The 5,680-nt window shown below is 60.2% G+C and carries 7 protein-coding genes and 1 pseudogene; 6 read left to right on the top strand and 2 right to left on the bottom strand.

What is annotated here, in order from left to right:
* Window positions 1-114, top strand: a pseudogene (locus AC1D1X_RS13980) (S49 family peptidase); the annotation flags it as partial.
* A 76-nt stretch (window positions 115-190) separates the two neighbouring features.
* On the opposite strand, the gene AC1D1X_RS13975 reads toward AC1D1X_RS13980, so the two are convergent.
* Complete coding sequence (locus AC1D1X_RS13975; RefSeq protein ID WP_477671311.1) at window positions 191-958, bottom strand: SAM-dependent methyltransferase; 768 nt, start codon at window positions 956-958, stop codon at window positions 191-193.
* A complete protein-coding gene (locus tag AC1D1X_RS13970; protein ID WP_477671312.1) occupies window positions 955-1,602 on the bottom strand; it encodes a Maf family protein in 648 nt (215 codons plus the stop codon). Before AC1D1X_RS13970 ends, AC1D1X_RS13975 begins: the two co-directional genes overlap by 4 nt.
* Window positions 1,603-1,627: 25 nt before the next feature.
* Between AC1D1X_RS13970 and AC1D1X_RS13965 the strand changes: the two genes are divergently transcribed.
* From AC1D1X_RS13965 to AC1D1X_RS13945, 5 genes are all read left to right on the top strand, one after another.
* A complete protein-coding gene (locus AC1D1X_RS13965; RefSeq protein WP_477671313.1) occupies window positions 1,628-2,182 on the top strand; it encodes a YceD family protein in 555 nt (184 codons plus the stop codon).
* A gap of 239 nt (window positions 2,183-2,421) precedes the next feature.
* On the top strand, window positions 2,422-2,604 hold the full coding sequence (gene rpmF, locus AC1D1X_RS13960) for a 50S ribosomal protein L32 (protein ID WP_007873878.1): 183 nt from the start codon (window positions 2,422-2,424) through the stop codon (window positions 2,602-2,604).
* Between the two features lie 88 nt (window positions 2,605-2,692).
* Window positions 2,693-3,808 (top strand): phosphate acyltransferase PlsX, encoded by a 1,116-nt coding sequence (gene plsX, locus AC1D1X_RS13955; RefSeq protein ID WP_477671314.1) that lies wholly within the window; start codon window positions 2,693-2,695, stop codon window positions 3,806-3,808.
* The gene (locus AC1D1X_RS13950; RefSeq protein WP_477671315.1) at window positions 3,808-4,785 is read left to right on the top strand and encodes a beta-ketoacyl-ACP synthase III; all 978 of its coding nucleotides are present in this window, start codon (window positions 3,808-3,810) and stop codon (window positions 4,783-4,785) included. Before plsX ends, AC1D1X_RS13950 begins: the two co-directional genes overlap by 1 nt.
* 44 nt (window positions 4,786-4,829) lie before the next feature.
* The coding region (locus AC1D1X_RS13945; protein ID WP_477698479.1) for an exo-alpha-sialidase at window positions 4,830-5,680 on the top strand (851 nt) is incomplete at its 3' end.

Genomic DNA, 5,680 nt, shown 5'->3' with positions numbered 1-5,680 from the left:
ATCATTGACTACACCCGTCGCGACAATGTGGCCGAACGGTTGGCCAAGAAGTTTGGCGCGGCGATGGGCGAAGGCGCAATGAAGGCCTTCAAGGCGATTCCGGCGCTTCGCTAGGACGACCTCTTGAGAAGGTGATGGCCCTTGCCAAAAAGCCCGCTTCGCGCGGGCTTTTTTGTTCCTGTCTGGCGCTCTAGCGGCCGATACAGAAAACGGTTGGCAATTCCAGTGGTGCCTGGAGTTTGTCGCGTTTCCAGCCGCTGACCTGCGCGCTGCGGGACCAGCCTTTGGTCATCGTCAGGCCGCAGCTCAGCGCCAGCCGGGTGTTGCCCTGCAGTGTTTGCAGCAGCGACTGGAACAAAGCCGCATTGCGATAGGGTGTTTCGATGAAGAGCTGGGTCTGGCCGGATTTGAGTGCCAGGGATTCCAGTTCCCGGATACGCTGGACGCGCTCGGCCGGTGCCTGCGGCAAGTAGCCTGCAAACGCAAAATTCTGACCGTTCAGACCGCTCGCTGCCAGCGCCAGCATCAGCGACATCGGGCCCGTCAGCGGCACAACCTCCAGCCCCAGGTCATGGGCGGCGCGTACCACCGAGGATCCGGGATCGGCAATGGCAGGCATGCCGGCTTCGCTGACCAGGCCCATGTCGCGGCTTTCCACGGCCGCCATCAAAAGGGGGCGCGCGTCGAAGTTGCCGGTGTGGTCGCCTTTTTTGTGAACCTCCCGTGGCAGCTCCTGGATTTGCTGCGACTGCAGCGGCGTGCTGAGCGGCTGCAGCGCGTCGATACGCTTGAGGTAGGCGCGCGTGCTTTTCGCGTTTTCGCAGATCCAGCAGGAGAGCCTGGCGGCGATTTGCACGGTGCCCAGCGGCATGACATCCTGCAGAGGGGCAAGGTCGTCGCAGCCGAAGTCAAGCGGTGCGGGCACCAGGTAAAGTTTCCCTTTTGTTGCGCCGCTCATGGCTGGCTCCCGCGGGCTGAAAGCAACTTCACGCCTGCGGCTTCGATGAGCCTGCAGGTGCGGATCAGCGGCAAGCCGATCAGCGCAGTCGGGTCGTCATTGTCGATCGATTCAAGCAGCGCKATGCCGAGGCCTTCGCTTTTGGCGCTGCCCGCGCAATCGTACGGTTGCTCGGTGCGCAGGTAGTTTTCAATTTCGTCATCCGTCAGCGCGCGGAATTTCACCCTCACTGCGGCCAGACTTTTCGCTTCATAACCGCTGTCCAGGCACACGACGGCCACAGCCGTCTGAAAAATGACGGTTTGCCCTCGCATCCGGCGCAGCTGGATGACGGCGTTTTCGTGGGTGCCCGGCTTGCCGAGCGGCTGGCCGTCGAGGTCTGCAACCTGGTCGGAACCGATGACAACCGCGTCGGGAAATGCCTTGGCGACAGCCCGGGCCTTGGCCAGGGCCAGCCGCTCGGCCAGTGGGCCAGGGAGTTCGCCGGCATGGGGCGTTTCGTCCACGTCGGGCGCGACCACCTCAAACGGGATATGCAACCGCTGCAGCAATTCCCGGCGATAGCGGGAGGTCGAGCCCAAAATCAGGGGGCGGTTTTGCCCGGTGTGTCTGGAGATTGCGGCAGGGTCGGAGACAGGATTCATGCCTTGATTCTCTTACACTGCACACATGTCCAGATCCCTGCAGCCCAACCGACTCAACATGACCGCTTTCGCCCAGGATGGCGTGGCGCTTTCCGAGACTACTTTGCTACGAAATATGGAGCGCCTTGCGCACGAAGCGCAAGGGTTGCAGGCTGATTCGGCAGTGAAATGGCAGGCGGTCGGCGAATTGCGCCCACGCCCGGGCGTTGAAGACGACGTATGGTTGCATCTGACGGCTGAGGCCGTTGTGCCTTTAACCTGCCAGCGCTGTATGGGTGTGGTTGCCACACCTGTAGAGGTGGACCAGTGGTACCGCTTTGTGGCCAATGAAGACATTGCCATGGCCGAGGACGACCAGTCTGAAGAGGATTTGCTGGTGATGGAGCCCCAGTTCGATTTGCTCGCTGTGCTGGAAGATGAATTGCTGATGGCCCTGCCGCTGGTGCCCATGCACGAGGTGTGTCCTGTCGCGCCCAAACTGCAGGCGGGCGACCTTGGTGACAATGCAGATTCGGTGGACGAGGGTAGTGAAAAACCCAATCCCTTTGCGGTTCTGGCGCAGCTTAAAGCAAAAAAGTAGTAATTTAGAATTACATATTTCTCAGGTAAAGCTCCTGGATTTGTCGGCATTTCACCAGTCGCGGGTTGAGGTGATGAAATTTCTCTCGCATCGAGCTATAATCAAAGGCTTCGCGTACCAATGCGGTGAATACGGTGACATGGCGTTTAGACCGCCTTGGGCCGATATTCAGGTCCAGCTGTCTGAACTCGGATTTTGGTGCGTAATTTACCAACCTTACACCCCATCAGGAGCGGATCATGGCCGTCCAGCAGAACAAAAAGTCACCTTCGAAGCGCGGCATGCACCGCTCGCACAACGCACTCACCGTGCCAGGCATTGCCGTGGAATCCACCACCGGCGAAACCCACCTGCGCCACCACATCAGCCCTACCGGTTTTTACCGTGGCCGCAAGGTGCTGAAAACCAAATCCGAAGCGTAATTCCACGCTTTGAGCATGGGCCCGCACTCATCCTGCGGGCCTTTCTTTTGCCTGAATTCCACTCTCTCTTGACTGCACCGGTCGCCCCATGATCAGGATCGCTGTCGATGCCATGGGCGGCGATATCGGCCCAGCCGTCACGCTCCCGGCCAGCCTGGCATTCCTGGATGGTCATCCGGATGCTGCTGTGGTGCTGGTCGGCCAGCCTGAAGTCCTCGCCGGGCACCCGTTGTACCCCCGCCTTCAAGCCCATCCGCGCTGCCAGATCGTTCCGGCCAGCGAGATCGTCACCATGGACGATCCCATCGAGATCGCCTTGCGGCGCAAGAAGAACTCCTCGATGCGGGTCGCGATGAACCAGGTCAAGGATGGTGTGGCCCAGGCGGCCGTGTCGGCCGGCAATACCGGCGCCTTGATGGCCATTGCCCGCTATGTCCTCAAAACCCTGGAGGGCATAGACCGTCCGGCCATTGCTACCCAGCTGCCCAATGCCCTGGGCGGCGCCACCACGGTGCTGGACCTGGGTGCCAATGTCGACTGCACCGAAGATCACCTGCTGCAGTTTGCCGTGATGGGATCCGCCCTTGTGGCAGCCATCACCAGCAACCCCACGCCCAGTGTCGGCCTGCTCAATATTGGCGAAGAGGCGATAAAAGGTAGTGAAATTATAAAAAAAGCCGGCGAATTGTTGCGTTCTGCGTCTAATTCCGGTGATTTGAATTTTTACGGGAATGTCGAAGGTAACGATATTTTCAAGGGAACGACCGATATCGTCGTCTGTGACGGTTTTGTGGGCAACGTCGCGCTCAAGGCTAGTGAAGGTCTTGCAAGCATGATCGGCGGCTTCATAAAAGCTGAGTTTTCCCGCAATGTTTTGACAAAAATTGCGGCCATCATTGCTTATCCGGTGCTAACTGCGTTTAAAAATCGGGTTGACCACAGGCGATACAACGGCGCCGCCCTGCTCGGTCTTCAAGGTCTGGTTTTCAAAAGCCACGGCTCAGCGGACGCCTTTGCTTTTGAGACGGCGCTGAATCGGGCTTATGATGCGGCTCGGAACAATTTGCTTGAGAGAGTGCGCGAACGCATAGCCCATGCGGCCCCTTTGCTGGTGGCAGCGCAGGCGGCGCCCCCTGCTGATGCGCCTGTCGACACCTCCTCAATGCCAGTTGACTCAGCAGTCTCAACACCKGCCACTTATTAATGACCCGTTACTCACGCATCACCGGCACCGGTAGTTATTTGCCGCCGCGCCGACTGACCAATGCCGAATTGGCCGCCGACCTGGCGACCCGGGGTGTAGAAACCTCCGATGAATGGATTGTGGAGCGCACCGGCATCCGGGCCCGCCACTTTGCCGCGTCCGACGTGACCAGCAGCGACCTGGGTGTAGAAGCCGCCAAAAATGCCCTGCAGGCCGCGGGTCTGCAGGCTGCCGATATCGACCTCATCATCGTGGCGACCTCGACCCCGGACATGGTGTTTCCCTCGGCAGCCTGCATTTTGCAGAACAAACTGGGCATCGCCGGTTGCCCGGCCTTTGACGTGCAAGCTGTGTGCAGCGGGTTCGTCTATGCATTGACCGTGGCCGACGCCATGATCCGCACCGGTTCGGCCAGCAAAGCGCTGGTGATCGGCGCTGAAGTGTTCTCGCGCATCCTGGACTTTTCAGACCGGACCACCTGTGTGCTTTTTGGCGATGGCGCCGGCGCCGTGGTGCTCGAAACCTCGGACACGCCCGGYATTCTTGCCAGCGACCTGCATGCCGACGGCAGGCATGTCGGCATCCTGTGTGTGCCGGGCAATGTCTCGGGTGGTCAGATCCTGGGCGACCCCTTGCTCAAGATGGACGGTCAGGCCGTGTTCAAGCTGGCTGTGGGCGTGCTCGAAAGCGCCGCGCGCGCTACGCTGGCAAAAGCCAACATGACTGATGCCGACATCGACTGGCTGATTCCACATCAGGCCAACATCCGCATCATGCAGAGCACGGCCAAAAAACTGAAGATGCCGCTCGAGAAGCTGATTGTCACCGTCGACCAGCACGGAAACACCTCTGCGGCTTCTATCCCGCTCGCGCTGGATGTAGCCGTGCGCAGCGGCAAGATCCAAAAAGGCGACACACTCATGCTCGAAGGTGTGGGCGGCGGCTTTACCTGGGGTGCGGTGCTTCTCAACTACTGAGTGGCTCCCACCCATCTGCCAGGCTTTCACAGACAGGTGGGCATTTGAATTTCAGACCGTCCGGTGCATGGGATCGCCTTGCAGCAGCCTTGCTGGTGCTGGCTTTCGTCCTGGCTGGGTGGAAAATCCTGCAGCGCCCACCGGCCACCCCTTTTGCGGCATTGCCGTCCAGCCCTTCAGCTGATGCCGTCAAGTCCTTGCCTCGCGCGGGCTTGCCGRCACAGCAACTTTCGCCGGACGGCCGCTTTCGTTTTGATGCGCAATTTGTCTCATCTTCTCCCGGCCAGGCTGTGCATGCAGCTTCCCTCGTGGAGTTGCGCGATGGTCGCTTGCGCGCGGTCTGGTTTTCGGGCTCGCGCGAAGGCGCGGGGGATGTCACCATCCAGACCGCGGTGATGGACCCCGCCAGTCTGCGCTGGAGCGCGGAAAGCACGCTGTTCAACCGTCAAACACTTCAGCAGGGCCTGTGGCGCTATGTCAAGAAACTGGGCAATCCGGTGATCGCCCGCGCGCCCGATGGTTCACTCTGCCTGTGGATGGTCAACGTTTCGTTGGGCGGATGGGCGGGCAGCTCTATCAGCTGGGCGCGTTCCACGGATGAAGGCGCGACCTGGAGCATGCCACGCCGCCTGGTGACGTCGCCCTTCCTGAACATCAGTACGCTGGTCAAAGGAGCACCCGTCAGCTTTGAAAGCGGCGAAACCGGCTTGCCGGTGTACCACGAGTTCGTCACCAAATTCGGAGAAGTGCTGCGTATCAACGCTCTGGGCCAGGTCGTCGACAAAGTTCGCGTTCCCGGTAGTCGCACCGGTCTGCAGCCGGTTGTGCTGGTTTCGGGGCCAGAGAAGGCGCAGGTCTACATGCGCTCAGGCAATGCCACGGCGCTGATGGCTTC

The organism is Polaromonas sp. P1_G4 (genome assembly GCF_056405475.1).
Note: the sequence above shows the minus strand (reverse complement) of the source record. Positions and strands in the feature narration are given on the sequence as shown.

Bases quoted from the DNA above. Each gene is read 5' to 3' on its own strand.
- AC1D1X_RS13965 (WP_477671313.1), top strand. From the start codon at position 1,628: ATGTCCAGATCCCTGCAGCCCAACCGACTCAACATGACCGCTTTCGCC.
- rpmF (WP_007873878.1), top strand. From the start codon at position 2,422: ATGGCCGTCCAGCAGAACAAAAAGTCACCTTCGAAGCGCGGCATGCAC.
- AC1D1X_RS13975 (WP_477671311.1), bottom strand. From the start codon at position 958: ATGAGCGGCGCAACAAAAGGGAAACTTTACCTGGTGCCCGCACCGCTT.